We start from the raw sequence: 23645 nt of genomic DNA, 5'->3' as shown, positions 1-23645 counted from the left end.
GGGGCGGGGCGGGCGGCGGGGGGGGCGGGGGGCGCGGCGGCGGGGGCGGCCCGCCGCGCGCCCCGGGCCCCCGGCCCCGCCCCCCCCCGCCGCGGGGGAGTCGGCCGTGCCGTGCGACGCGGCGGAGTCGTTGGTCGCACCACCGGCGGGAGCGACGACGAGCGCGGACAGGACCAAGGAACCGAGGCTCGTCACGGCCCCGTACTTCGCAGCTGCTCTCATCGCGTTCCCTTCGTGCGGACGGCGGCCGGGGCCACGGGACGAAAGGGGATCCTTGGCGGGACGACTATCGATGTAAAGCACCGATGTCCGGTGTCGGGGTCAATGACTCCGATGCGCCGTACGGCTGCCGGTGAGCGCCGCACGCAGAGCCGGATCGTCGACCGCGCCGACACCGCAGACGGCGACCGCGGTCAGGAACGCACGCTCGTCGCCGTCACTCTGCGGGGAGAGCGAGCCGAGCAGCCGCTGACCGTCGGGCGAGGCCCAGCGGGTGTACGGATGCACCTCGATCCGCGCGATGGCGAGACAGCCGAGAGTGAGCAGCAGGGGCAGCGCGAACCAGGCGAGGAACGCGGCGTCCGCGCCCTGCTCCTGAGGAGGCAGCAGCAGGGTGACGGCGGCGAGTGCCACGGTGAGGACGGTGGCGCCCTGCACTCCGCGGACGGCGGAGGCGACGTGCGACCTGGCGCTGTCGGGAACCGCGAGACCGGCGCTGACGAGGCGGTCGGCCAGCGCCCGTACCGCGTCCGCGGCGGACGCGGCGGCTCGTACGGCCGCTGTTCGGGCCTGCCCCGCCGGCCCTATCGCGCCGATGACCGAGCGCTCCAGATCGTCCGCGCCCTCCGGGTCGACGACCGTGGCCCAGCCGGTGTGCGCCAGCAGCAGCCTGCGGCGGCGGTGCATGGAGACGAGGGTGAGCTCGGTGACCCGGTGCGGGCCGCCGGCCAGGAACGCGGCCTCGTACAGAGTCAGCACCTGCCTCTGGCCCGGGCTCTCGGCGGCGGGGCGGGCGGCTTCGACGGCGGCGAGACAGAGCCGGGCGCAGCTGATGCCCGCCGCGGCCCATGCGACCAGCAGGAAGAGGACCGAGAACATGGCCGATTTCTACGCGAGTTGTCCGCTGGTCCGCCATGGGCTGTTCATGATGTGGACCGGGTGTTACCCCTTCGTGACGCTGGGCGCGGGCGGGAGGCTGGGGCGGCGCGGGAAGAAACGGGGTCGGGCGGTGGCGGTCCCGGCCGGTTCGCGCCACGAGCGTGTGGCGGGTGCCGATACGTATGCCGGCAACGGGGCCCGGTGCGAGGGCTCTGGGGTCCCCCGCCGGGTCAGGAGCTGCTGCTGCCACCGCAGCTGGAGCCCCCGGACGATCCGCCGCAGCTGGATCCGCTCGAGGAACCGCCGCAGCCGGCACCTCCGGACGAACCGCCGCAGCCGGCACCGGATCCGCCACCACAGCTCGAACCGCCGCCGGAGGAGCCTTGGCCGCTGGAGCTGCCACAGCCGGAACCCGGGCTCGATCCGGCGCACCACACGGCCACGGAGTCCGGGTACGACGTGTGCGAGTGGTGAGTCGCCGAGTGGCCGCCTCGAATGCCCGCGGGGATCCGTGCCGCGGTGGCCAACTGCTCCCGGAGCGCGGGATCCGGCACGGCACGCAGTCCGTGGATCGCGACCGCATGGGCCGGTGAGTACGCCTGGGCGTACTGAACCCGGTACGAGCGGAGCGCGTCCCGCCCGGCCGTACTGATCCGGCGCCGGGCGCGGGCCGCCATGACGAAGCCGATCAGGATGCCCGCGATCAAGGCCGGCAGGACCATCGCGATGAACGGCGTCCCGGGGTCGTCCGGTTCGTCCGCGAGGAAACTGACCACGGTGAGGGCGAAGGCGAGCGGCAGGGCCATGACGCACAGCAAGCCCTGTGCGAGACCCCACACGCCCAGTCCCCGGTTCAGTCCGGGCGGGACCATCAGCCCGCGTGCGGCGAGGCCGTCGCCGATCGCCTGCACGCCCGGGCTGCGCATCGCGGCGATCCGCAGGGTGTGCAGAGCGCCGGTCGGCGCACCGGCGAGTTCATCGAGTACCGCGCGCTCGACCGGGTCATGGGCGACCGGATTCCGTACGGCGACGATGCCGGGGCCGCCGATGGCGAGCCGGCCGTCCGTGTGCAGGGCGGCGAGCGCGGCGTCGACCACCCTGGCAGGGCCGCCGCTGAGGAAGGCGGCCTCGTAGACGTCGTGGATGCCGCCGCCGGCCGGGTGGCGGCGCCGGGACGCGGACACCCGGATGATCAGCGCGACGGAGGAGGAGCCGACGACGAGGTAGACGCACACCGCGAGGAGGGTCATTCCGTTCACCTCCCGACAAGAGCGGCACGGGCCGCGCGTACGAGACGGGTCGACCGGCGCGGCGGATGCGGAGCGGCGCGCTCCTTCCACCAGCGGGTCAGCAGGCGGCGGGCGTTGTCGTCCTCCGGCCGCCCGGCGACGAGGAGCTGCTCGGCGAAGTCGAGCGCGTCGCGGCGGTAGCCGGCGCGCATGGGTCGGGACTTGGCGTACGCGAGGAACGCGGCGCGATAGCCGGCTCCGAGTATCTCCGGCAGTTCGGGCGCGACCTTGGCCACGACATCGGCCCGCTTGGCGGCGAGAGCACGGCTCTGCACGCGCAGCCGCCGGGAGTCGAAGCCTTCGGGGGCGGGGGTGCCGGCGACGAGAGCGGAGAGAAGGGCGGCCTGGTCGAGGGCGACGCGCTCCCGGGGGACGTCCCCCGGGCCTGTCTCCACCTGGGCGTGGGCGCCCGGCCGCTCGTGGGCGTGGGTTTCACCGTTCGCGCCGGAAGCCGTCGGGCGCTCCCCGTGCGGGTCGCCGGGAGCGGCCGCCGTCAGCGTTGCGCGGATCATCGCCAGTTCCGCCGAGAGCTCGGCCGCGGACGGGAAGTCGTCGTCCCGCTCCAGCAGTACGCCGGGCGGGGACACCCGGGAGCGGAGCGCCGTCAGGACGTCCAGGACCGGCTGGGTCACCGGATGGGCATGGGTGTCGTGCCAGACGCCGTCGCGTTCGATGCCGCCCGCGACATGGACGTACGCGATCGCTTCGACGGGGAGTTCGTCCAGCGCCGTCGACGGGTCCTCGCCGCGGTTGACGTGGTTCGTGTGGAGGTTGGCCACGTCGATCAGCAGGCGTACGCCCGTGCGCTCGACCAGTTCCGCGAGGAACTGGCCCTCTGTGAACTCCTCGTCCGGCCAGGCGATCAGTGCCGCGATGTTCTCCAGAGCCAGCGGCACCGGAAGCGAGTCCTGCGCAATACGGACGTTCTCGCAGAGCACCTTCAGCGCGTCCCAGGTGCGCCGCACCGGCAGTAGATGGCCCGCTTCCAGCTGCGGCGATGCAGTGAGCACGCCACCCGCCCGTACGAAGGCGATGTGCTCGGTGACCAGCGGCGCGCCGAGCGCCGTCGCACGCTCCGCCAGGTCCGCGAGCCGCTGCCCGGACGGGCGGTCGGCGCCGCCGAGGCCCAGCGAGACGCCGTGCGGGACGACCTTGATGCCACGCGAGCGCAGACGGGTCAGCGCGGCGGGCAGATGGCCCGGGCAGATGTTCTCCGCGACGACTTCGACCCAGTCGACGCCTGGCAGTTCCTCGACCGCTTCCGCGATCTCCGGGCGCCAGCCGATACCTGTACCGAGTTCCATGGGTCCCCTCCCCCGCTCCGTGTGACGGTGCGTGCAGGGCCTATGGCCCCGCCGGACGGCGGTGAATCCAGGGGAGGGGACGTTCAGAGGTTGATTTGAGGTTCCGGTGGACCGGAGTTACCGACGGGTCACGGACGGTTGGTGTTGATCGCCGTCGGAGCTCCCGGCTGGGTGGACGGACGTGACGTGAAGGACTGGTCCCCGCTCGGCGACGCGGGCGCGGGCTGTGGCGGCAGGTTGCCGTTCGGCGGCGGCGGACCTGTCGGGCTGGCCGTTGCCTTGCCGGCCGCCTCGTTGGCGAGGGCGTCGAAGTCGACGAATCCGGTTGCTTCCAGCATGGTGATGTGGTCCAGGACCGTCTGGTTCGCGTCGGTCGCCAGCTGCCGGATCAGGGTGTTGCGGGTGGTGTGCCGGACCTGGGCGACGAGTGCGAAGACCTTGCCGTGTGCGTTGCGCAGCAGGTTCGCGAACTTCCGTTCGTACTCCTCGCCGCTCGCCGCCGAAAGCTCCTGCAGCCAGCCCTGCTGCAGCTCGTTCGGCTGGTTCGGCAGCTCGACGCCGAGCTTCGCCGCGACATCGCGCGCCCGCTTGTCGAGGTCGGTGTGGCCGACTACGAGATGGTCGCCCGTGTCCTTGATCGCCTTGGTCGGCGCGCGTTCGATCGCCTGCTGTCCTGCGGGCAGCTCCCAGAGTCCGGCCAGCCTGACCTTGATCAGGAAGTCCCGGTCCGTGGCCGAGAGCGGTCCCCACTGGGTCGACACGGTCGCGGCGTTGAGATTGTCCTGACCTGTGCCGGAACGGTCCGCGTACGACCACACGGGGAACGCCAGCGCGCCTACCGTGGCGACCAGGGCCGCGATGATGAGTGCTGTCCCGTTGATACGCCGCAACAAAGTGCCTCCTGAGCCGATACGTTCCACGGCAATCAACCGCCGGCTGAAACAGCGTTCAACCTACTTGGCGGTACCGATAGGTACGTAACGGGGGGCCCCAGTGTTCAGCCGCGCAGCGACGGGTGATCCGCGACCACTGTGCAGGAGCCCGGAGCGATCTCGGTGAAGCCCGCGTCGCGCACCACCGGCAGGCCGCTGACCGTCAGTTGCCGCCAGTGCGCGGGCTCAGCGGTGCGTACCCGGAGCGGGAAGCCGGCCTCGCGCCACGCCTTGCGGTCCGCCTCCGACAGCTCCCACCAGGCCAGTTGGGCACCGTGCCCGGCCTGTGCCATCGCCTTGCCCGCCGACATGTCGAGACCCGGGCTCAGCCACAGCACCGGAGCGGTACGGTCGGGCGCGGCAGGCTTCTCGGGGTCGTCCAGGTCCGTCCCCGACACCTGGAGCTTGGCCAGTTCCTTGGGCCAGCCGTCCAGCGGCACGGGCGGGAAGACGCGTACTTCGGCGGTCCCACCCGTCACCGTGATGCCCGGCAGCTCCGAGGCCTTGAGCCACTCGGCGCCGCGCGCCCGCCGCACCACCTTGCGGATCCGGGCGTCCTGCCAGTCCCGCATCGCCTGCGCCCACTCACCGTCGCCCAGCGAACGCTCGTCGCTCAGGATGTCGAGCACGGCACGGGCCGCGGACTCCAGGGCGTCGGTACGGGCCGGGGGTTCGGCCTTCTCGATGTGGACCACCAGGGGAAGGACGAACTGCGGGGCCTCGTCACGGGAGGTGTTCTCGTGCCGGAAGGGACTGTCGGGGCGGGTTTCGTTGCTGCTCACACCGCCCAGTCTGCCAGCCGCTCTTGTCGCGACTGTTGGCGGAATGGGAGGCTCCGGGCGACGATGCGCGCCATGAAGAGCGATCTTTTTGCCTCGGAGAACATGGCGCAGCAGGCTTCCGTGCCCGGAATGAGCCTGCAGAACGCCAAATCGGTCAAGTACGCAGTCAACGGCGAGATGCACGCGCGGCAGGGATCGATGATCGCCTTCCGCGGAAACCTCCAGTTCGAGCGCAAGGGGCAAGGCATAGGCGGCATGCTCAAGCGCGCCGTGACGGGCGAGGGCCTGCCGCTCATGGCGGTGCGCGGACAGGGAGAGGCCTGGTTCGCGCACGAGGCCCAGAACTGTTTCATCGTCGATATCGAGCAGGGTGACGCGCTCACCATCAACGGTCGCAACGTCCTCTGCTTCGACGCCTCCCTCTCGTACGAGATCAAGACGGTGAAGGGAGCCGGCATGACCGGCGGCGGTCTCTTCAACAGCGTCTTCACCGGCTATGGAAAGCTCGCCGTCATCTGCGAGGGCAACCCGATCGTGATACCCGTCACGGCGCAGCAGCCTGTGTACGTCGACACGGACGCGGTCGTCGGCTGGAGTGCTCTGCTGCACACCTCTCTGCACCGCTCGCAGTCGGTCGGGTCGATGATCCGCGGCGGCTCCGGCGAGGCCGTCCAGCTGATGCTCCAAGGTGAGGGATTCGTGATCGTACGGCCCAGCGAACTCACCCCGCAGAAGGCGTCGGCGAACTGAGACTGCGAGGAGCCCGCGGCCGTCACGGCCTCGGCGGACCATGGGTGCTGCGCGGACCGTCCCCAGCGGCCCGCGCGCGCCCTGGTCCGCTTCGAGGGGGAGAGAGGACTGGTCACCGGCTCGCGCCCCGGACGGTGCGGCTGCCCGTGGCGCCGCCGGTGGGCGCGCTGCCGGTCGCGCCGGTGGCGGGCGCGGTGGCCTGCGCCGTGAGCCCGCTCCGCGGCGTGGACAGCGCGAGTTAACCTCGCAGGTATGGACGAGCCGAACCAGCGGGACGAGCCGCAGGAGCCGTACTGCGGGACACCGGCCGCCGCGCCCGCGGCGGCGGACGGTCCGCCCTTCGCCGAATGCGTACTGTGCCGGAAGCCGACCGAGTACCCGGAGTCGGTGAAGGGCGCGACTCTCTGCCCCGTCTGCGAGTGGCAGGAGGCACAGCGGACGGCCTGTTCGGGCTGAGGCCAGGATCGCCCGGCGAGCGGGGCGGACAGGCTACTGCCGGACGGGGCGGACAGGCTGCCGGACGGCCCCGGTCAACCACTCGCGTCCATGCTGCGGGTCACTAGCCGGCCCCGCATCAGGTCGGAGACCTTCACAAAGCGGTAGCCCTGCCGGCGTAGCTCGGGCACGACTTTCCGGACCGCCTGCTCCGTGACCGGTGCCGCGCTGCGCGTGCAGTGCATCACCACCAGCGACCCCGGCCGCACGCCCTTGAGTACCTGCTCGGCGACCGCGTCGGCGTTCGTCGCGAAGGCGTCGCCGCTGACCACGTCCCACTGGACCACGGTCACCTTCGCCGGAGCCAGGGCTCTCAGGGCCACGTCGTTGTAGCAGCCACCGGGGAAGCGGAAGTACGGCACCACATTGCGGGCACCGGCCTTCTCGAACGCGGCGAAGGCCCGGTCCACCTCCGCCCGCATGGCGTTCTTCCCGACCGGCGGCAGGCCGTAGCAGGGCGACGTGAAGGCGTAGTGGCTGTAGGAGTGGTTGGCGATCTCGAAGAGCGGATCGTTGCCGATCGCCTTCGCCTGATCCGGGTACTCCTCGGCCCAGCGGCCCGTCATGAAGACCGTCGAAGGGACATTGAGCTCCCGGAGCGAGGCGATCAGGGCGGGGTTGTCGAAACGCTCGCCGCGCGCGGCCCGCGGTCCCTGATCGGCGGTCATGTCGGCGTCGAAGGTGAGCGCGACGGTCTTCTCGGCCGTCGCGGCCAGCTTGGGTGCGCGCTCGAAGACGGGGGTCAGGCCACCGGGCCCAGGTGCGAGGGTCGGAGCTTCCGGCACCTTGTCCGTGAGCGGTTTGCCGGGGTTCGGGGCAGCGGCCGCGTCCGTCCTGCTGGGTGAGGGCTGGGCGGAACCGCCGCCGTTGCCGCCGCCGCAGCCGACGAGCGCGGCTCCCATCACCGCAGCAGTCATCATTCTTCGTACAAAAGTGATCACCGACGGAAAGTATCTGATCAGTCGGATTATCAGAGCGCACGGCGCAGGTGCGTCGGGGTTTACGTTCCCTCAGAGTGCGGGCTCGGCCTCACGCCCAGCCCAGGGGATGTTCGACCGGCCGCGACGGGGCGTCAGGTTCACCACCGGCCTCGCTGAACGCGGTGAGTGCCGCGATCAGAGCCGCGCGCTGCTCGGGGGCCAGGCGCTCCACGATCGACGCGATCTCCTGGCGGCGCCTGTTCATCACCACCTCGACGATGCGCATGCCCTCCGGGGTCAGCTGAAGCACCGTCTCGCGCCGGTTGTCCGGATTGGTCTGCCGGTCGACCAGGCCGATGGCGATGAGCCGGTCCACCATCCGCATCGCGGTCGACGGGCTGACCGCGAGCCACTCCGCGAGCAGCACGAGTTTGGCGGCGCCACGTGTGGACAGCACGACCAACAGCCGGAACTGCGGGAGCGTCACCCGGTCCTCGACCGAGGCCAAAGATCGCGCGGACACCGCGACCAGCAGCCGGGAGGCGGTCAGCACCGCTCGGGTGACCGCCTCCACGTCGTCCATCCCGTCAAAGGCGTGAGTCTGTTCGGCCATGGCCTCTTTCTATCCTGCTCCGGCCCGCCGGCCGGAGTGCTGTTGAACATCGCGGTAGTGCCCCGCGTACCTCCACCTGCGTGTCGTCGTGAAGGTGCGGCAGCCGGGGGGTTCTCGAGGCGCACCGTCTTTTGCACTGTGCAATGATGCCCGGGCGGAGGGCCCGGTGCACGGTCAACCTCTGCTCGGAAGCGGCACCGGCACGGTGGCACAGCTCAACACCGTATGCCTGCCTGCCCGTCGGTCGGGTCCTCCGTGGCGAAGGCGTGGCTGCCGCTCCCCGAGGACCTTGTGCTCAGGAGGATGACATGGCTGTGCCACCCGTCGGCGTACTCGTCGGCATCGCCGAACTGCTTCATGACCTGCCCGCCGACCGGGGCGGTGCGCTGTGGCGGCTCTCCGAGGGAGGACGGCAGCTGGATGCCAACGTCATCCGCATGCTGCCTGGTGCCCGGGTCGCCGACCATGTCGAACCGGATCTCGACGTGTTGCTGTGTGTGGTGAGCGGCGGCGGCCGACTGGAGACGGACGCCGGCGGGCGGCAGGAGCTGGCGGCCGGGTGCGTCGTCTGGCTGCCGTGCGGTGTGCGTCGTGCGCTCTGGGCCGACGAGGAGGGGCTGGTGTATGTGACGGTGCACGGCCGCCGTCCGGGACTCGCCATCCGCAGCGCCGCCGGACCGGAAGGCGGCGAAGCGGCATGTCTGCTCCATCGGATCTGTCCCGGCTGCGACCTTCCGGCGGAGGAGACCGGTGCACGTTATTGCAGTCGGTGCGGTAGTCGACTGCCCTCATGACGGCCCCCATCAAGCCTGATTGATGAATCGTCAGGAAACTTCTTTTGCAACGGCGATGAGTACAACTCCCGCCCCATCCGTATCAAGGGTCGGACGCGTCCCCCCGGTTTCCGTCGGCAACCGGACTCCGTACCCCCCTACAGGAGGCGACGAGTTGAGTCACAGGCGAATACCCAAGCGCAAAGTCGTTCTTGCGGGAGCTGGAGCGGCGGGCATCGCCGCAGCGGCCATCCTGCTGCCCCACGCCAATGCCTCGCAGCCCGGTTCCGGGTCCACGGCAGGGTCGAACCCAAGGACGATGAGCGCCGCATCGGCGGCAGATCTCATATCAAAGCTGGGCCCAAAACTCGGCGAGGCCTTCGGTGGGGCCTATTACGACGCCGGCAAGCAGCAGATCATCGTCAACGTCGTCGGCGACGACAGCAACGTCATCAACCAGGTCAACAAGGCCGGCGCGGTGGCGAAGAGTGCCGAGAACAGCGTGGGCGAACTGAAGTCCGCCGCGAGCACGCTGGCCGAGAAGGCCACCATCCCGGGAACGGCCTGGTCCGTCGACCCGAAGAACAACCAGATCCTCGTCACGGCGGACCGCACGGTCGCCGGTGACAAGTGGAACAGACTCGAATCGACCGTGAAGTCTCTGGGCGGCGGCATGGCCCGGATCCAGAAGTCGGCAGGCGAGTTCAAGCCCTTCGTCTCGGGTGGCGACGCCATCTTCGGCGGCGGCGCGCGCTGTTCGCTCGGCTTCAATGTGACCACCCAGGACGGTCAGCCCGGCTTCCTCACCGCGGGGCACTGCGGTGTCGCCGCCAAGCAGTGGTCCGCGCAACAGAACGGCGCGCCCATCGGCACCGTCCAGGCGGCCACTTTCCCGGGCGACGGCGACTTCGCCCTCGTAACGTACGACGACCCGGCGACCGACGCCCCGAGCGAGGTCAACGTCGGTGGCGGGCAAACGGTGCAGATCAAGCAGGCCGCCGACGCGGCGGTCGGCCAGCAGGTGCTCCGCATGGGCAGCACCACCGGGCTGAAGGACGGCCAGGTCACTGGTCTGAACGCCACCGTGAACTACCCGGAGGGCACGGTCACCGGTCTCATTCAGACCAATGTCTGTGCGGAGCCGGGCGACAGCGGTGGATCGCTCTTCACTCAGGACGGAAACGCCATCGGCCTCACCTCGGGCGGCAGCGGAGACTGCACCGCGGGCGGCGAGACGTTCTTCCAGCCCGTGACCACGGCACTGGCCGCGGTGGGCGCCGAGATCGGCGCGGGCGGTAACGGTGGCGCCGGAAACGGTGGCGCTGGTGACGCGGGTGCCGCTAACGCCGGTGCTGGTGACGCGGGCGCTGCTAACGCCGGTGCTGGTGACGCGGGTGCTGCCAATGCGGGCGCCGGTAATGCCGGTGCTGGTGACGCGGGCAACGGTGACGCGGGCAACGGTGACGCGGGTGCTGGTGACGCGGGTGCTGGTGACGCGGGCAACGGTGACGCGGGTGCTGCTAACGCGGGCGCCGGTAACGCCGGTGCTGGTGACGCGGGTGCTGCCAATGCCGGTGCCGATGGCAACGGCGGGGCGGCAAACGACGGCTTGGCTCATAACGCCGGCTGACACCGACACCCGAAGGAAGCGGCCCCGGGCATCGACGATGCCCGGGGCCGGGCCGTCATCCGTCCTCTTCGCCGTCAGTCGCGCAGTCGGCGGCCGTGCCGTCGAGCTCGGCCGTGTCCAGGGTGGCGGTCAGCGCGTCGAGGCCCGCGCGCAGCTCGCGGATCCTGTCCAGCGACATACCGGTCGCCGCCGCGATCCTGCGCGGTACGTCCAGCGCCTTCTCGCGGAGCGCGGCACCCGCCTCGGTGGGGTGGACCGTGACGGAGCGTTCGTCCTCGATGCTGCGCCTGCGCTCCACGTAACCTGCCGACTCCAGCCGCTTGAGCAGGGGTGACAGGGTGCCCGAGTCCAGGCGCAGATGCTCGCCGATCCGCTTGACCGGCAGTTCGCCGTGCTCCCAGAGCACCAGCATCACCAGGTACTGCGGGTAGGTGAGGCCCAGGTCCTTGAGCGCGATCCGGTAGACGCCGTTGAAGGCCCGGGACGCGGCGTGCAGCGAGAAGCAGATCTGGTGGTCGAGGCGGAGGAAGTCCTCGTCCGGCACGGTTGTCAGCAGCGTCTTCTCCATGCGACCAGGGTATACCTCGCATCATTAAGTTGTGCGCAACTGAATTGTGTGCCACCATCGTGCCAACGGTTCCCCACGGACGAAGAGGGATGCAACTCATGGACGCGCTCTACACCGCTGTCGCCACCGCCAATGGTCGCGAAGGCCGCGCCGTCAGCTCCGACGGCCACATCGACCTGCCGCTCGCCTTCCCCCAGGCGCTGGGTGGCAACGGACAGGGCACCAACCCCGAGCAGCTGTTCGCCGCCGGGTACGCCGCCTGCTTCGCCAGCGCCATGGGTGCCATCGGCCGCCAGGAGAAGATCGACGTCAAGGACGCCTCGGTGACCGCCGAGGTCAGCATCGGCAAGGACACCGACGGCGGCTTCGGCCTCTCGGTGATCATGCGGGTCGAGCTGCCCGACCACCTGCAGGGCGAGGCGGGTCGCGATCTGCTCGAGAAGACCCACGCCTACTGCCCGTACTCCAAGGCCACCCGCGGCAACCTGCCGGTCGAGCTCGTCATCGAGTAATGCCGGTCGGGCCGCGTCGAGCGGCAATGCCCGCCAGCCCAGCGGGTCGGGGCACCGCCCGGCAGAGTGCCGATGTTGCACGCGAGGCGGTGCCCCCGCACGGAGGGGTGTCCAGCAGCCGTACCGGTTCCTTGCCGTGGTGCCGCTCGCCCGGCCGCGTCAGACGTGTTCTCCTGCCAGCCACAGACGGGCACGTTCGTCGAATTCCACAGCTGCCCGGGATCCGCGGTGCGTGAAGGGCGCCAGGTCCTGGCGCATGGTCTCCGCCGCCTGCAGAATGCGCACCGAACGTACGCCGCCCATCAGTTCCAGGGCCTTGCCCCATGTGGTGCACGCCTGCTCCACATGCCCCTGCCTGCACTGCATGGACCCCGCGTGCGCGAGGTCCAGGGCGGTGATGCGCTGGTACTCGGAGCCGGACTTGCTCCAGACGGCCTGCGAGAAATGACGCTCGGCGACGTCATACGCCCCCAGAAGCTCCGCGGCCAGGGCGGTACAGCTGCCCACACAGGCACTGGCCGACCCCCACAGGGCTGCCCAGAACGGCATCTCCGTCTCGTCGGCACCGTCCACCAGTCGCGCCGCGCGGGCGGCTGCCGCCACAGCTGCCCGGCTTCTGCCGGCCAGGGCGAGGGCACGGGCGCGGGTGACGACGTACAGCGCTTCGGAGGCCGGATCGGTGCGGCCCCGCACCCGTTGAAGGGCGGCGTCGATCAGGTCCAGAGCGTGCTCGCCACGCCCGGTCTCCATGCCGTGATGGGCCAGGACGCGCAGGATGAACGCCGTATGCAGATCGTCGCCGGCTTCCCGGGTGAGCTTGAAGGCCTGCAGGTAGTACCGCTGGGCCAGGCCCGCTTCGCCCGAGTCGTATGCCTTCCAGCCTGCCAGGTAGGCCACACATGCGGCCGCCGAGAGCATCTGCCGCTTCTGCGCCTCGGTGCGGAAGCGCGTACGGCACAGGGTGGCAACGTCGGAGACCAGGTACTGCACAACGGCCGACCGGCCGTGCCGGCCGCCGTGCCGCTGGTCGATGGCGGTCAACAGGGTGGCCATCTGCCGAACTGCCTGGATCTCTCTCCCGCCCGCGATGCCGCACAGCCGGACGGTGGCAGAAGCACGCGGCAGACGTACGGAACGGGCGGCCGCGGCAGCGGCGTGAGCGGCGGCCGGGACGGAGTAGGCGGCCGAGCTGATCCAGCTGCGGCGCTCGATGTCGGCCCGTCCCAGGCTCGTCAGCGCGTCGACCGGATCCTGTCCCATCTCGAGCCCGAGCGACTCGTCCGCCGTATCAGGTATGCGTACCAGACCCAGCTGTTCGGCCGTGACCAGCCGCCCCAGCTTCCGGGACAGTGCCTCGGCCAGGATGCGGGCGGCCACCGCGTGGGGCTGGGTGCCGGCGATCCAGTGCGCGACGGCGGACGAGTTGGTCCGCAGCGTGGTCACCCCGCTCTCCGCGGCAACGGCCCTGACGTTCCTGGCCAGTTCGCCGTAGGAGTACCCGGACTCGTCGACGGCCCGTCTCAGCTGCTCGTTCCCTCTGGTCATGCGGCCCCGATTGGCTCTGCAGCGTGTTTAAGCGGCTTAAGCGAATTCATGAGGCCCGGACCCTACCCACGCCCCGCGGTACTTCGTTCACTTTCCGTCGATAGAACACACTCAGGGGTGAGGAGACGGTCCGTGCTGCAGCGAGGACGCCGACCGAGAGACACCGCGCCTACGACGGTCGAGCGCGAACTGGTCTGCCAACTCGTGCTGGAGGCCGGGCGAACCGTCCCCGTACCCACCCGCCTCGTCTACCGCACCGACGACCCGTACGCCGTCCATGTCGCTTTCCACACGGACACCGACACACCCGTCGAGTGGTTCTTCGCCCGCGATCTGCTCATCGAAGGGGTTTTCCACCCGACGGGGCAGGGCGACGTGAAGATCTGGCCGGGGAGGACACCGCGCACCATGAACTTCGTCTATCTGCTCCTGTCCGCGCCCGACGAGCACGCTCTCCTCCAGGCACCCGCCGCCGCCGTCTCGGCCTGGACCGAGCGCACCCTGCGCCTGGTCCCTCCGGGATCGGAGGAGTCCCGGCCCCCCTCCGATGTCAGCACCCTGCCTCCGCCGCTGCCGGGCGGCGCGGTTTAGCGGCATCGCACTGCCACGCCTCTGCGAAGGGCATGGCCGGAGACCTTCGCCCGCCCGGGTCAGGGCGACCGGAGCAGCCGCTCGCGGCACTCCTCCACATCGAGATCGACTGTGGGGTACTGAGGGTCCAGCGCCTCGAGGTGCTCGAGCAGCAGTTTGCTGATCGCCCAGTTGCGGTACCACTTACGGTCGGACGGCACGAGGTACCAAGGTGCCATCTTCGTCGAGCAGCGTTTCAGGGCGATCTCGTACGCCCTCTGGTAGTCCGGCCACAGCGCGCGCTCCTCGATGTCGCTGGGGGCGAACTTCCAGTGCTTCTTCGGGTTGTCGAGACGTGCCAGAAGGCGGCGGCGCTGCTCCTCGTAGCTGATGTGCAGGAACACCTTCACGACGGTGGTCCCGTCCTCGGCGAGGATCTGCTCGAAACTGTTGATCTCGCCATAGCGTTGGTCGAGCACGGCGCGGGGGACCAGTTCGTGGACGCGGGCGATCAGCACATCCTCGTAGTGCGAGCGGTCGAAGATCCCGATCTGGCCCGGCTCCGGCGTGACCTTGACGACGCGCCAGAGGAACGGGTGTTTCCGCTCGTCGGGAGTGGGGGCTTTGAATGCCGTGATCCGGCAGCCGGCCGGGTTGAAGAGGCCGATGACATGCTTGACCGTGCCGCCCTTGCCGCTGGTGTCCATGCCTTGGAGTACGAGGAGCAGTCGACGGCGGTCGCCCGCAGCGCTCGCCGCGTAGAGGCGCTCCTGAAGGTCGGCGAGACGTTCACCCATCTGGGCGATCGCCGCCAGTCCGGCGGCCTTGTCGGCAGGGCCGGCCGGGGTGGCTGCGGGGTCGTACGAGGAGAGGTCGACGCGCTTGCCCCCACGGATGCGCAGCAGGTCACGGAGTTGCGCCGACTGACTCTGCTTCTTCCCGTCCTCCGCCGTGCGCTCCTTCGCGTCCTTCTTCGCGGTCTTCTTCTCGTCCTTTTTGGCCACCGCGTGCCCCTTCCGGCTCCGGTCCGTCCCCTCGATCGTGCGACGGAACCCCGGCTCCCGCGAACGCGGTGCGGTGGAAGAGCACGAGGGGGTGGCATCACTACGCCGCGCCGGGTCGACCTGGTGCAGAGCCACAACCTGAGACCGGGGGGCGGATGCGGCTACGCATGTGGTGCGCGGCACCCGCCCCCCTCCGGGTGTCTCAGAGGATCAGCACCACGGCCCGGTGACCGCGAACGTCGTCCCGGGCGTATAGCAGTTGACGTACATGGTCTCGCCGTCCGGCGAGAAGGTGACGCCCGCGAACTCGCCCCATTCCGGCTCCTCGGGAGTGCCGATGTTCTGAGCGCCGCGCGCCATCGGGTAGACCTCGCCGCGCTTCGTCAGTCCGTACACATGCTGCGTGCCGCCGCCGTCCTCGCACACCATCAGCCCGCCGCCGGGCGCGAGGCAGATGTTGTCGGGGGATTCGCCGGGCAGCTGGATGTCCGTGCTCGGGCCGAAGACGATCACCAGCGTGAGCCGGCGCCGGTGCGGCTCGTACTTCCATACCTGCCCGAAGTGGTCGGCGGCTGAGCCCGCCTTGCTCTGGGCGAAGCTGGAGACGAAGTAGACCGAGCTCCCGCCCCGGTAGCAGCCCTCCAGCTTCTGGGCGTGCGTGATGCCCTTCGGCCCGAAGTCCTGCAGCCGGACGGGGGTCTGCTTCGCCTGGCTGTCCGGTACGGGCACCCACTCGATCCGCTCGAAGGCCGCACCGGTCTCCTGGATCGCGGACAGGTCGGGCACGCCCGGCACCCGCATCGCCTCCAGCGTCCCGCCCGCGCGCAGCGAACCCGTGCCGCCGAGCGGTTTCCTCGGCAGGAAGCGGTAGAAGAGCCCGAACGGCCGGTCGAAGGCGTCCTCCGTCTCGTACACGATCCCGCTCTTCGGATCGACGGCGATCGCCTCGTGCTGGAACCGGCCCATCGCGGTGAGCGGTACGGCTCCGGTACGGCGCGGATCGGCACCGTCGACCTCGAAGATGAAGCCGTGGTCCTTGGTGTAGCCGTTGGTGCCGGCTCTGTCCTCGGTCTCCTCGCAGGTGAGCCAGGTGCCCCACGGAGTGGGTCCGCCCGCGCAGTTCACGGCGGTGCCCGCGATGGCTACGCGCTCGGACAGCACATTGTTGCGGCTGTCCAGCTCAAGGGCCGTACAGCCGCCCTTGCCCATCGGGTCGTAGGTGAGGCCCTCGACGGCCGGGACGGCGATCTTTGCGGTGACGCGGTTCTCGTGGTTGCGGACCAGATGGACGCGGCCGCGGCGGCCGGCGAAGGCCGACATGCCGTCGTGGTTGCTGGGGACCTTGCCCTCGCCCGAGCGCAGTGGATCTCCCTCGCGGGAGAGGACCCGGTAGCGGAAACCTTTTGGCAGATCGAGCAGCCCGGCCGGGTCGGGGACGAGCGGGCCGTACCCGCCGTGCCCGCGGGCGGCAGCGGTGCCCGCGAAGAGTTCGGAGAAGGCACCGGTGAAGGCGATCCCGGCGCTCAACGCACCGGTACGTGCCAGGACTTGACGTCGTGTTGCGGACATGAGGCAACTCCCTGGAGGCACCGCCCATGCCGAAGGCCATGGGGGAGGACAGGAGACGTGACCCGCACGTGTGTATCACGCAGTCCGGTGGGACGAGAACCGTGCGGGCCACTATGCCTTTATGCGTCGCTGTGCTTGTCGCCGTGCCCCGGCGGGGTCAGGCGAGGGAAGCGCTGAGCGTGATCGTCGTACCTGTGAGGGCCTGGCTCACCGGGCAGTTCTTCTTGGCGTCCTCGGCGGCCGCGGCGAACCCGTCCGCGTCGAGACCGGGGACCTCGCCCTGCACGGTGAGGTGGATGCCGGTGATGCCCTCACCGGGCTGGAAGGTCACGTCGGCCTTGGTCTCCAGCCGGGTTGGCGGGGTGCCCGCGCCGGTCAGACCGTGCGAGAGAGCCATGGAGAAGCAGCTCGAGTGGGCGGCCGCGATGAGCTCCTCGGGACTGGTCTTGCCGTTGGCCTGCTCGGCGCGGGACGGCCAGTTGACCGGGTAGCTGCCAATGCCCGACGAGTCGAGGGTGACCGTGCCGGAGCCCTTGAGCAGCTCGCCTTCCCAGACCGTGTGAGCCGTACGCGTGGTGGCCATGATGGTTCCCTTCCGGTGGCTAGGGGGCTTTCGGGCCCCAAAGCCCCAAACCTACTGCCCCACAAGCCCCTTCGCGTCCCGAGCCAGCGCGGTGAGCCGGGAGATTGCCCGGAAGTACTTCTTTCGGTAGCCGCCGTTCAGCATCTCGTCGCTGAACAGCCGGTCGAAGGGCACGCCCGAGGCGAGCACCGGCACCTCCCGGTCGTACAGCCGGTCGGCGAGTACGACCAGGCGCAGCGCCGTCGACTGGTCGGGGACGGGCCGGACATCGGTGAGGCAGACCGCGCTCAGACCGTCGGTGAGCGCCCCGTACCGGCTCGGGTGGACCTTCGCGAGGTGCTCGAGGAGATGCGGGAAGTCGTCGAGGGACGCGCCTTCGGTGGCGTACGCGGTCTTGGCGACCTGCTCGTCGGAGTACGGGGGAGGGGCCTCGGGCAGCCCGCGGTGACGGTAGTCCTCGCCGTCGATCCGCAGCGGGCGGAAGTGTGCGGACAGCCCTTGGATCTCGCGGAGGAAGTCGGCGGCGGCGAACCGGCCCTCGCCGAGCTTGCCGGGCAGCGTGTTGGAGGTGGCCGCCAGGGCGACGCCCGCGTCGACGAGCTTCCCGAGCAGCGTCGACACCAGGACGGTGTCGCCCGGGTCGTCGAGTTCGAATTCGTCGATGCAGAGAAGCCGGTGCCCGCTCAGCGTCTGCACGGTCTGCTGGAAGCCGAGCGCGCCCACCAGGTTCGTCAGCTCGACAAAGGTGCCGAAGGCCTTGAGCGAGGCCTCCGCCGGGGTGGCGTGCCAGAGGGAGGCCAGCAGGTGGGTCTTGCCGACGCCGTAGCCGCCGTCGAGATAGACGCCGCGCGGTCCGGTGGGGGCCGCGGGCTTCTTGCTGAACCACTTGCGCTTGGCGGCGCCGCTCGCGTGCGCCCCGCCGAGGCCCGCCGCGAAGGAGCTCAGGACCGTGACCGCCTCGGTCTGGCTGGGCTGGTTCGGGTCGGGGACGTAGGTGTCGAAGCGCACCGAGTCGAAGCGCGGCGGCGGCACCATCTCGGCGACCAGACGGTCGGCGGGTACGCGCGGCTCGCGGGCGCACAGGGACAGTGGGACTGCTTCGGTTATGGGGCTTGTCGACACAGTTCCTAACTGTAAGGGCCGTGCCAGACTGCACAGCATGCGACGCCTGTTCCCTGTGACCGATCAGACAGCCGCCGTGGATCGTGAGTGGTCCCTGGACGAGCTGGCCGACGCCTATGGGTATCCGGACGGGGGCGGACCCTGGCTGCGGGCGAACATGGTCTCCTCGCTGGACGGGGCGGCCCAGCACGAGGGCCGGTCGCAGCCGATCTCCTCCGACACGGACATGCGGATCTTCGGCACCCTGCGGGGTCTCGCCGACGCGGTCGTGGTCGGCGCGGAGACGGTACGCCTCGAGGGCTACCGGCCCGCCCGGGCCAGGGAGGCCTTCGCCGAGCGGCGGGCCGCGGCCGGCCAGGGACCCGCCCCCGCCATCGCCGTGGTCAGCGCCTCGCTCGACCTGGACTTCTCGCTTCCGCTGTTCGCCCGGCCGCTCGTTCCGACGCTGCTGCTGACGGGGGCCGCGGCGCCCCCGGACCGTGTCCGTGCGGCGGAGAAGGCGGGCGCGGAGGTGGTGATCGCCGGGGACGGCCCCGGCGTGGAGCCGCCCAGGGCGGTACGGGCGCTCGCCGAGCGGGGACTGCTCCGGCTGCTCACCGAGGGCGGGCCACGGCTGCTGGGCCAGTTCGTGGCGGCCGGGGCGCTGGACGAGCTGTGTCTGACCCTGTCGCCGACGCTGACGGCGGGGGACGCGCAGCGGATCGCGGGCGGACCGGCGCTGGCCGTTCCGGAGAGGTTCGCCATGGCATCGGTACTGGAGGAGGCAGGGTTCCTTTTCACCCGCTACCGTCGCATCTGACAATCGGCGGAATTTGCCGTTCCGGTTAATTTCCGCGGGGCACACCTAGCCTCGCAGACCCCGTGCGGGCACGGGGAAGGATGGTTTCCGCAGAAGGGCTCCTGACGTGTTCACAAGCGTACTTATGATCGAGAAGCCTCTGACCCCCGAAGACGTTGAATTCGTCACCACTCTGCACGGAGAAGAGGACATCTCCTTCATCGTGCTGATGCAGCCCCGAGGCGATCAGGCCGATCTGCTGCTGCGCGCCATCGACGACGTGGCGCTCGGCGAGCTGAAGGAGGCCGTCCGTGAGGGCGACGAGCCCGAGGGCCGGGACGCCAAGGGCCCCGCCGAGCTCGCCCTGGAGCACTCGCTCGGGGCGCTGCGCGCGGCGGGCTGCGAGGCCGTCGGCCAGGTTGTCGAGGACCATCCGCTGGACAAGCTGAAGTCCGTGGTGGACGAATCGGGCGCCGACGAGGTGATCGTGCTGACCGCTCCGCACTACGTGGAGGAGTTCTTCCACCGGGACTGGGCCTCCCGGGCCCGCCACAAGGTCGGCGTCCCCGTGCTCAAGCTCTTCGCGCACAGCGAATAGGCTGGAGCCTCGCACATACCCCCGCAGCGGTACGTGCACATCTCTACTCGTACATCTTGGGGAGACACACGCATGGCACCCGCCGTCCCTAGCGCCATGGAACGCCCGCACTTCATCGGCATCGGCGGCGCCGGAATGTCGGGCATCGCGAAGATTCTCGCCCAGCGGGGCGCGAAGGTCGCCGGCAGCGACGCGAAGGAGTCGGCCACGGCGGACGCCCTGCGCGCGCTCGGCGTCACCGTCCACATCGGGCACGCGACCGAGCACCTGGCGACCGATGCCAGCTGCGTCGTCGTCTCCAGCGCGATCCGCGCCGACAACCCGGAGCTGGCACGCGCGGCCGAGCTCTCCGTGCCGGTCGTCCACCGCTCCGACGCGCTGGCCTCGCTGATGACCGGCCTGCGCTCGATCGCCGTCGCAGGCACCCACGGCAAGACCACCACGACGTCCATGCTGGCCGTGGCCCTCACCGAGCTGGGGCTCGACCCCTCGTACGCGATCGGCGGCGATCTCGAAGGGCCGGGTACGAACTCCCGCCACGGCGCGGGCGACATCTTCGTCGCCGAGGCCGACGAGAGCGACCGCAGCTTCCAGAAGTACGACCCCGAGGTCGCGATCGTCCTCAATGTCGAGCTCGACCACCATGCGAACTACGCCTCGATGGACGAGATCTATGACTCCTTCGAGACCTTCGTCGGCAAGGTCGTCCCCGGCGGCACGCTGGTGATCTCCGCGGACCAGCCCGGCGCGGTCGAGCTCACCTCGCGTGTCCGTGACCTGTCCACGCTGAATGTCGTCACCTACGGCGCGGCCGAGTCCGCCGACGTCCGCGTCCACAAGGTCACCCCGCGCGGCCTCACCAGCGAGGTCACGGTCCTGCTCGGGGGCCGGTTCCTCACCTTCACCGTCTCGGTGCCCGGCAGCCACTACGCGCACAATGCCGTGGCCGCCCTCGCCGCGGGCGTCGCTCTCGGCATCCCGGCGCACAACCTCGCCTCGGCCATCGGCAAGTACACCGGCGTCAAGCGCCGCCTCCAGCTCAAGGGCGAGGCCGCCGGCGTCCAGGTCATCGACTCGTACGCGCACCACCCGACCGAGATGACCGCCGACCTCGAGGCCATGCGCGGCGCGGTGGCGGACGCCCGGCTGCTGGTCGTCTTCCAGCCGCACCTCTTCTCCCGTACGCAGGAACTCGGCACGGAGATGGGCCAGGCGCTCGCGCTGTCGGACGCCTCGGTGGTCCTCGACATCTACCCGGCCCGTGAGGACCCGATCCCGGGCATCACCAGCACCCTGATCATCGACGCGGCCCGCGCGGCAGGCGCGGATGTCACGGCCGTCCACGACAAGGCGACCGTCCCCGACGTCATCGCGGGAATGGCGAAGCCCGGCGATCTTGTTCTCACCATGGGTGCGGGCGATGTCACGGACCTCGGTCCCGCGATCCTGGCCCGCCTGTCGAACTGAGGGAGCCGTTTCATGTCGTACGACGTTGACAAGCCGGACGAGCAGTGGCGCGCGGAGCTGTCCCCCGCGGAGTACGCGGTACTGCGCCAGGCCGGCACCGAGCCCGCCTTCGTCGGTGAGTACACCGACACCAAGACCGCCGGCGTGTACTCCTGCCGGGCGTGCGGCGCCGAGCTGTTCCGCTCCGACACGAAATTCGAGTCGCACTGCGGCTGGCCGTCCTTCTACGACCCGAAGGACACCGACGCGGTCGAGCTGATCGAGGACCGCTCGCACGGGATGGCGCGCACGGAGGTGCGGTGCGCGCGGTGCGGATCGCATCTTGGGCATGTGTTCGAGGGCGAGGGGTACGCGACGCCGACGGACCAGCGGTACTGCATCAACTCGATCTCGCTGCGGCTGGAGCCGGACGCGGGCTGATTCCGCGGACGGAAAATCGGCTGCGAGGGACCATCGGGCCCGCCCACACCGGGCGGGCCCGATCTTCTTCGAGCTCGTCCAGGAGGGGAGCGAGGGCGAGTCGGGGCCCTCCGTGTCGAATGCGCCCGCAGATTACGTGGGCTGCAGCAGGTCCCACCGGTTGCCGTACAGGTCCTCGAAGACCGCGACCGAGCCGTACGTCTCGTGCCGCGGCTCCTCCAGGAAGCGCACGCCCGCCGCCGTCATCCGTTCGTGGTCGCCCGCGAAGTCCTCGGTGTGCAGGAAGAAGCCGACCCGGCCGCCCGTCTGCGCGCCCACGCTCGCGCGCTGGTCCTCGTCCCCGGCCCGGGCGAGCAGTAGCCCGGTGGCGCGGCCCGATCCCCGGGGGCGGACCACCACCCAGCGGCTGCCGTCCCCGCGGTCGGTGTCCTCGACCAGTTCGAAGCCGAGGGCGTCCGTGTAGAAGGCGATGGCCTCGTCGTAGTCGCGGACGACGAGGGTGATCAGGGCGATGAACGACATGCGCTCCACGTTATACGTATGACTCACCCCGGATCAACGCGATGCGACAATGCGCACCATGCATGCGCCGCCGCCCCCGACGTACCCGCCACACATTCTGTTCCGCGCCCAAGCCCTGGCCGCCCAGGGGCGCCGCGTCATCCTGGGCATCGCCGGGGCCCCGGGCGCCGGGAAGACGACCCTCGCCGCCCATCTCGTCGACTCCCTCGACGGCCTCGCCGTCCTCGTCCCCATGGACGGCTTCCACCTGGCCCAGGCCGAACTCCGGCGCCTCGGCCGCGCGGAGCGCAAGGGTGCGCCGGACACCTTCGACGCGGCGGGATACGCCGCCCTGCTCGCCCGGCTGCGCGCCCCCGCCCCGCGCGCGACGGTCTACGCCCCCGCCTTCGACCGTGGCCTGGAGGAAGCGGTGGCCGGCAGCATCCCGGTCGACCCTGACATCCCTCTCGTCGTTACCGAGGGCAACTATCTGCTCCACGACGAAGGCCCCTGGGCACAGGTCCGCCCGCTCCTCGACGAGGCCTGGTACCTGGAGATCGACGACGCCGTACGCGTACGCCGACTGGTCGACCGGCATGTGCGGTTCGGCAAGCCGCGGCCGTATGCCGAGCGCTGGGTCCAGGACTCGGACGAGCGCAACGCCCGGCTGGTCGCCCGCGGCCGCGACCGCGCCGACTTCGTGGTCACACAGTCGTGGTAATTCCCCCACCCGCGCACACAGGCGCGGCGGGGCCCCGGCGAGGAGCCGGCGAAGTCAATGCGGAACGCGGTCTGGCCCCGCCGGACGCGGTCGGTACGCTCGAGGTCCTGGTACGCGATGCGGAAGGCGGTTGACGTGGGGTTGTTCCGGCGAGGGCCGAAGCGTGACGGACGCGATGCACCCCGGGACCCCGAGTTCTCCTTCTTCTCGGAAGAAGAGGGCGCACGCTTCCGCGCCCAGGTCCGGGAAGCCTTCGCCGAACAGGGCCTGGAAGTGACCGTGTACGCGGACGTGGTGTCGGACAGCGCCGGCCGCCAGTTCGGGCTCGGCAATCTCGCCGCCGTCTGCCACAACGACGATCGCGGGCCGCGCTCCTGGCCCGAACTGGTCCGGCAGCACGTCGGGATGGTGCTGCGCACCATGGAGGCGCCCTCCGCGCTGGACACCCTGCCGACCGAGCAGATCCGCGCCCAGCTCTACCCCCGCGTCGTCGGCGCCGACGGGTTCAATGCGCAGAACTTCGGTTACGCGCGCACCGTCGCGCCCGGCCTGTTCGAGATCCTCGCGCTCGACCTGCCGGAGAGCGTCATGATGCTCACCGACGAGGCCCTGGAGCCGCTCGGCGACCTGCGGTACCTGCGCGACCAGGCGCTCTACAACCTCAGGGGACTCCCCCTGGAGGGCCACGAGACCGTCAAGGACTCCGAGGGCATGCGCTTCGAGGTGGTCCTCGGCGACTCCTTCTACACCGCGAGCCGCGTCCTGGCGCTGGACAGCGTCGTACGGCAGGTCACCGGAGAGCAACTCACCGCCGACGGGGCCCTGGTGGCGATGCCTTTCCGGCACCAGCTCGCCTTCCACGCCATCCACGACACCGGCATGATCCCGGCGCTCAACGCCATGGCCTCCTTCGCGGCCGCCGGCTACGCCGACACGCCCGGCGCCATCAGCCCGTACGTCTACTGGTGGCGTGACGGCACCTTCACCCAGCTCAGCGACCGTGACGAGGAAGGAGAGCTGCGCATCGTGGTCGGCGACGAATTCCATGAGCTGCTGGAGCGTCTGGTGGCCAAGGACCAGGATTGAGCTCGCGCGGGGCAC

26 protein-coding genes are annotated in these 23645 nt (G+C 70.3%); 12 read left to right on the top strand and 14 right to left on the bottom strand.

Annotated features, from left to right (window positions below; genetic code table 11):
* Window positions 1-321: 321 nt before the first annotated feature.
* The 5 genes from ACWDZ6_RS09075 to ACWDZ6_RS09055 all read right to left on the bottom strand — a co-directional run bounded on the left by ACWDZ6_RS09075 (window position 322) and on the right by ACWDZ6_RS09055 (window position 5405).
* A complete protein-coding gene (locus ACWDZ6_RS09075) occupies window positions 322-1098 on the bottom strand; it encodes a TIGR04222 domain-containing membrane protein (RefSeq protein ID WP_451502326.1) in 777 nt (258 codons plus the stop codon).
* Between the two features lie 230 nt (window positions 1099-1328).
* Window positions 1329-2348, bottom strand: a complete 1020-nt coding sequence (locus ACWDZ6_RS09070) for a TIGR04222 domain-containing membrane protein (protein ID WP_451502325.1) — start codon at window positions 2346-2348, stop codon at window positions 1329-1331.
* A gap of 5 nt (window positions 2349-2353) precedes the next feature.
* The gene (locus ACWDZ6_RS09065; RefSeq protein ID WP_451502324.1) at window positions 2354-3691 is read right to left on the bottom strand and encodes a multinuclear nonheme iron-dependent oxidase; all 1338 of its coding nucleotides are present in this window, start codon (window positions 3689-3691) and stop codon (window positions 2354-2356) included.
* Window positions 3692-3819: 128 nt separating this feature from the next.
* Window positions 3820-4581: a DUF4142 domain-containing protein gene (locus ACWDZ6_RS09060; RefSeq protein ID WP_351461955.1), complete on the bottom strand. Its 762-nt coding sequence runs from the start codon at window positions 4579-4581 to the stop codon at window positions 3820-3822.
* A 107-nt stretch (window positions 4582-4688) separates the two neighbouring features.
* Window positions 4689-5405, bottom strand: coding sequence for a peptidyl-tRNA hydrolase (locus ACWDZ6_RS09055; protein WP_451502323.1), 717 nt, complete (start codon window positions 5403-5405; stop codon window positions 4689-4691).
* Between the two features lie 72 nt (window positions 5406-5477).
* Here ACWDZ6_RS09055 and ACWDZ6_RS09050 point away from each other — a divergent pair, with 72 nt between their 5' ends.
* Complete coding sequence (locus ACWDZ6_RS09050; RefSeq protein ID WP_326653308.1) at window positions 5478-6155, top strand: AIM24 family protein; 678 nt, start codon at window positions 5478-5480, stop codon at window positions 6153-6155.
* A gap of 252 nt (window positions 6156-6407) precedes the next feature.
* Window positions 6408-6611 (top strand): hypothetical protein, encoded by a 204-nt coding sequence (locus tag ACWDZ6_RS09045; protein WP_451502322.1) that lies wholly within the window; start codon window positions 6408-6410, stop codon window positions 6609-6611.
* Between the two features lie 74 nt (window positions 6612-6685).
* Here ACWDZ6_RS09045 and ACWDZ6_RS09040 read toward each other — a convergent pair whose 3' ends face one another.
* Window positions 6686-7570 (bottom strand): polysaccharide deacetylase family protein, encoded by an 885-nt coding sequence (locus tag ACWDZ6_RS09040; protein ID WP_451502321.1) that lies wholly within the window; start codon window positions 7568-7570, stop codon window positions 6686-6688.
* 109 nt (window positions 7571-7679) lie between these two features.
* Window positions 7680-8183, bottom strand: coding sequence for a MarR family winged helix-turn-helix transcriptional regulator (locus ACWDZ6_RS09035; RefSeq protein ID WP_389180594.1), 504 nt, complete (start codon window positions 8181-8183; stop codon window positions 7680-7682).
* Between the two features lie 308 nt (window positions 8184-8491).
* On the opposite strand from ACWDZ6_RS09035, the gene ACWDZ6_RS09030 reads away from it, so the two are divergent.
* Both ACWDZ6_RS09030 and ACWDZ6_RS09025 read left to right on the top strand, forming a co-directional pair.
* A complete protein-coding gene (locus ACWDZ6_RS09030; RefSeq protein ID WP_451502320.1) occupies window positions 8492-8977 on the top strand; it encodes a cupin domain-containing protein in 486 nt (161 codons plus the stop codon).
* Window positions 8978-9131: 154 nt separating this feature from the next.
* Complete coding sequence (locus ACWDZ6_RS09025; protein ID WP_451502319.1) at window positions 9132-10586, top strand: S1 family peptidase; 1455 nt, start codon at window positions 9132-9134, stop codon at window positions 10584-10586.
* Window positions 10587-10641: 55 nt separating this feature from the next.
* Here ACWDZ6_RS09025 and ACWDZ6_RS09020 read toward each other — a convergent pair whose 3' ends face one another.
* Window positions 10642-11154 (bottom strand): MarR family winged helix-turn-helix transcriptional regulator, encoded by a 513-nt coding sequence (locus ACWDZ6_RS09020; protein ID WP_366735956.1) that lies wholly within the window; start codon window positions 11152-11154, stop codon window positions 10642-10644.
* Window positions 11155-11252: 98 nt separating this feature from the next.
* Between ACWDZ6_RS09020 and ACWDZ6_RS09015 the strand changes: the two genes are divergently transcribed.
* Complete coding sequence (locus ACWDZ6_RS09015; RefSeq protein WP_351448081.1) at window positions 11253-11666, top strand: organic hydroperoxide resistance protein; 414 nt, start codon at window positions 11253-11255, stop codon at window positions 11664-11666.
* Between the two features lie 159 nt (window positions 11667-11825).
* Here ACWDZ6_RS09015 and ACWDZ6_RS09010 read toward each other — a convergent pair whose 3' ends face one another.
* On the bottom strand, window positions 11826-13211 hold the full coding sequence (locus tag ACWDZ6_RS09010; protein WP_451502318.1) for a hypothetical protein: 1386 nt from the start codon (window positions 13209-13211) through the stop codon (window positions 11826-11828).
* A 132-nt stretch (window positions 13212-13343) separates the two neighbouring features.
* Between ACWDZ6_RS09010 and ACWDZ6_RS09005 the strand changes: the two genes are divergently transcribed.
* Window positions 13344-13802 carry an SsgA family sporulation/cell division regulator gene (locus ACWDZ6_RS09005; protein WP_451502317.1) on the top strand — a complete coding sequence of 153 codons (459 nt, stop codon included), beginning with the start codon at window positions 13344-13346 and terminating at the stop codon, window positions 13800-13802.
* 59 nt (window positions 13803-13861) lie between these two features.
* On the opposite strand, the gene ACWDZ6_RS09000 is transcribed toward ACWDZ6_RS09005, so the two are convergent.
* From ACWDZ6_RS09000 to zapE, 4 genes are all read right to left on the bottom strand, one after another.
* On the bottom strand, window positions 13862-14785 hold the full coding sequence (locus ACWDZ6_RS09000) for a polyphosphate kinase 2 family protein (RefSeq protein ID WP_451502316.1): 924 nt from the start codon (window positions 14783-14785) through the stop codon (window positions 13862-13864).
* Between the two features lie 210 nt (window positions 14786-14995).
* A complete protein-coding gene (locus ACWDZ6_RS08995) occupies window positions 14996-16354 on the bottom strand; it encodes an alkaline phosphatase PhoX (RefSeq protein ID WP_451502315.1) in 1359 nt (452 codons plus the stop codon).
* A gap of 157 nt (window positions 16355-16511) precedes the next feature.
* Entirely contained in the window at window positions 16512-16937 is a 426-nt protein-coding gene (locus tag ACWDZ6_RS08990; protein ID WP_451502314.1) for an OsmC family protein, read from the bottom strand.
* Window positions 16938-16988: 51 nt separating this feature from the next.
* The gene (gene zapE, locus ACWDZ6_RS08985; RefSeq protein WP_451502313.1) at window positions 16989-18098 is read right to left on the bottom strand and encodes a cell division protein ZapE; all 1110 of its coding nucleotides are present in this window, start codon (window positions 18096-18098) and stop codon (window positions 16989-16991) included.
* Between zapE and ACWDZ6_RS08980 the strand changes: the two genes are divergently transcribed.
* The 4 genes from ACWDZ6_RS08980 (at window position 18097) to msrB (ending at window position 21322) form a co-directional block, all read left to right on the top strand.
* Window positions 18097-18858, top strand: coding sequence for a pyrimidine reductase family protein (locus tag ACWDZ6_RS08980; protein ID WP_451502312.1), 762 nt, complete (start codon window positions 18097-18099; stop codon window positions 18856-18858). The genes zapE and ACWDZ6_RS08980 overlap by 2 nt on opposite strands.
* Before the next feature lie 106 nt (window positions 18859-18964).
* Window positions 18965-19435 (top strand): indole-3-glycerol phosphate synthase, encoded by a 471-nt coding sequence (locus tag ACWDZ6_RS08975; RefSeq protein ID WP_451502311.1) that lies wholly within the window; start codon window positions 18965-18967, stop codon window positions 19433-19435.
* A 72-nt stretch (window positions 19436-19507) separates the two neighbouring features.
* Window positions 19508-20902, top strand: a complete 1395-nt coding sequence (gene murC / locus ACWDZ6_RS08970) for a UDP-N-acetylmuramate--L-alanine ligase (protein WP_451502310.1) — start codon at window positions 19508-19510, stop codon at window positions 20900-20902.
* Between the two features lie 12 nt (window positions 20903-20914).
* Window positions 20915-21322 carry a peptide-methionine (R)-S-oxide reductase MsrB gene (gene msrB / locus ACWDZ6_RS08965; protein WP_366735945.1) on the top strand — a complete coding sequence of 136 codons (408 nt, stop codon included), beginning with the start codon at window positions 20915-20917 and terminating at the stop codon, window positions 21320-21322.
* A gap of 132 nt (window positions 21323-21454) precedes the next feature.
* Here msrB and ACWDZ6_RS08960 read toward each other — a convergent pair whose 3' ends face one another.
* On the bottom strand, window positions 21455-21844 hold the full coding sequence (locus ACWDZ6_RS08960) for a VOC family protein (protein WP_451502309.1): 390 nt from the start codon (window positions 21842-21844) through the stop codon (window positions 21455-21457).
* Between the two features lie 58 nt (window positions 21845-21902).
* Between ACWDZ6_RS08960 and ACWDZ6_RS08955 the strand changes: the two genes are divergently transcribed.
* Both ACWDZ6_RS08955 and ACWDZ6_RS08950 read left to right on the top strand, forming a co-directional pair.
* Window positions 21903-22544 carry a nucleoside/nucleotide kinase family protein gene (locus ACWDZ6_RS08955; protein ID WP_451502308.1) on the top strand — a complete coding sequence of 214 codons (642 nt, stop codon included), beginning with the start codon at window positions 21903-21905 and terminating at the stop codon, window positions 22542-22544.
* A gap of 135 nt (window positions 22545-22679) precedes the next feature.
* Window positions 22680-23630, top strand: coding sequence for a hypothetical protein (locus ACWDZ6_RS08950; RefSeq protein WP_366731791.1), 951 nt, complete (start codon window positions 22680-22682; stop codon window positions 23628-23630).
* The last annotated feature ends 15 nt before the right edge of the window (window positions 23631-23645 follow it).

Source organism: Streptomyces sp. NPDC002926 (assembly GCF_053591755.1).
Note: the sequence above shows the minus strand (reverse complement) of the source record. Positions and strands in the feature narration are given on the sequence as shown.